This window comes from Micrococcus sp. 116, assembly GCF_902506395.1.
Lineage (GTDB): Bacteria > Actinomycetota > Actinomycetes > Actinomycetales > Micrococcaceae > Micrococcus > Micrococcus luteus.
The window spans coordinates 1-1,298 of sequence record NZ_LR732384.1 but is presented as its reverse complement, the minus strand read 5'-3'; the positions used below and the strand labels follow the sequence as shown (position 1 = coordinate 1,298).

2 protein-coding genes are annotated in these 1,298 nt (G+C 63.7%); one reads left to right on the top strand and one right to left on the bottom strand.

Translation table 11 applies throughout. From position 1 onward, the window contains the following. On the top strand, positions 1-424 hold a 424-nt coding region (locus tag CITRIK5_RS12015; RefSeq protein WP_236557211.1), incomplete at its 5' end, for a hypothetical protein. Positions 425-710: 286 nt separating this feature from the next. Here CITRIK5_RS12015 and CITRIK5_RS12010 read toward each other — a convergent pair. Continuing rightward, positions 711-1,052 carry an Lsr2 family protein gene (locus CITRIK5_RS12010; protein ID WP_159833861.1) on the bottom strand — a complete coding sequence of 114 codons (342 nt, stop codon included), beginning with the start codon at positions 1,050-1,052 and terminating at the stop codon, positions 711-713. Positions 1,053-1,298 lie beyond the last annotated feature (246 nt).

The window sequence follows — 1,298 nt, the reverse complement described above, 5'->3', positions numbered from 1 at the left end:
CCCCCAGAGGACAGCACCCATGGCGCAGATTCGCCCCCTCTCTTCCGCTCTGGTCTGCGCGGCGCTCGCCGCGAGCCTGACCGCATGCACCGGCCCGAGCGAGTTCCAGAGCGCCGATGAACTCGCCGCGTTCATCGAGTCCTACGGCATCGACTGCCCCGACCCTGCCCGCCTGGGCAACTACCACGTCTTCGAGTGCGAGAACGTCAAGGGCTACTGGAGTGCCGAACGTCCGAACATCCCCTCTCCACCCAAGCCCGGAAAGGGCAGAGGCAGCTACATCGACAACAACCAGCGCGCCATCACCACGGAGCACTGGATCGTCTACTCCATCGGCGAACCAGAAGACATCCGCGCAGGAAACGAGATCATCAACCGCATTGCCGACGACACCAACACCAAGGCTTTCGACATGTACTGGTGACCCCTGAGCAGCCCCACCCTGAACACCACCCGCCGCGGCCCGCGCTCGCGGTCTACCAGCGCGGCCCGGCGCCCACACCTTCACCGTCTCCCATGTCGCACACCCCTGGCGGAACATGTCTAGTGATTCATGCGGGAGCGCGGATACGCCACGCCCACCGCCGGGAAGGATCCCGATGACCACCACCGAGTACCCACGCGGATACGCCGCCGGGTGAGACGGGGACTACCACGAAAGAAATACCCCCGCACCGTTCATGGGTGCGGGGGTCTTCTCCTAGCCCTGGTCAGCGCTTGCGGTTCCGGTACGCCTCCACAACCTCCCGGCTAATGCGACCACGTGCAGAGACCTCATAGTTGTTCTGCGCCGCCCATTCCCGGACAGCCTTCGCGTCGTAGCTGGGGGCGCGGGTGGCCCTGGCCTTGGCGGTAGCGGACTTGCCCAAGGGGCGGGCCTTGGCGACGTAGGGAGACATCTTCTCCTCGAACTCGGAGATCACGGCCTGCAGCTGCTGGGCGTGTTCCTCATTCAGGTCGATCGCATAGTCCTTGCCGGAGACGGTGAAGGTCATCGTCTCCGCGGGGGTCGATCCGTCGAAATCGTCAGCGATCGTAGCAATCGTCGCCATGCTCAGCTCCTCGGTATGAATGTCGCAGTTACCTTCACAGGCAGAATAGAGAGGATTTATCCGGGAGGTCAAAGAAGATCGCGGAATGCGGATCCAGGTCTTCGACGTGCCGGATTGCCAGAAATCAGCCAGCCGGCCTTCGGCCGGTGTTCACCTGCAGCCCTTACGGTGGAATCACCTCATCAAAGATGCGAGTGATGACATGGGACGGGGGCCCCGGGCTCAGCCCGGGGCCCCCGTCCCATG

Excerpts from the sequence above, each read along its gene's own strand:
- CITRIK5_RS12010 (WP_159833861.1), bottom strand. The coding sequence starts at position 1,052 with ATGGCGACGATTGCTACGATCGCTGACGATTTCGACGGATCGACCCCC.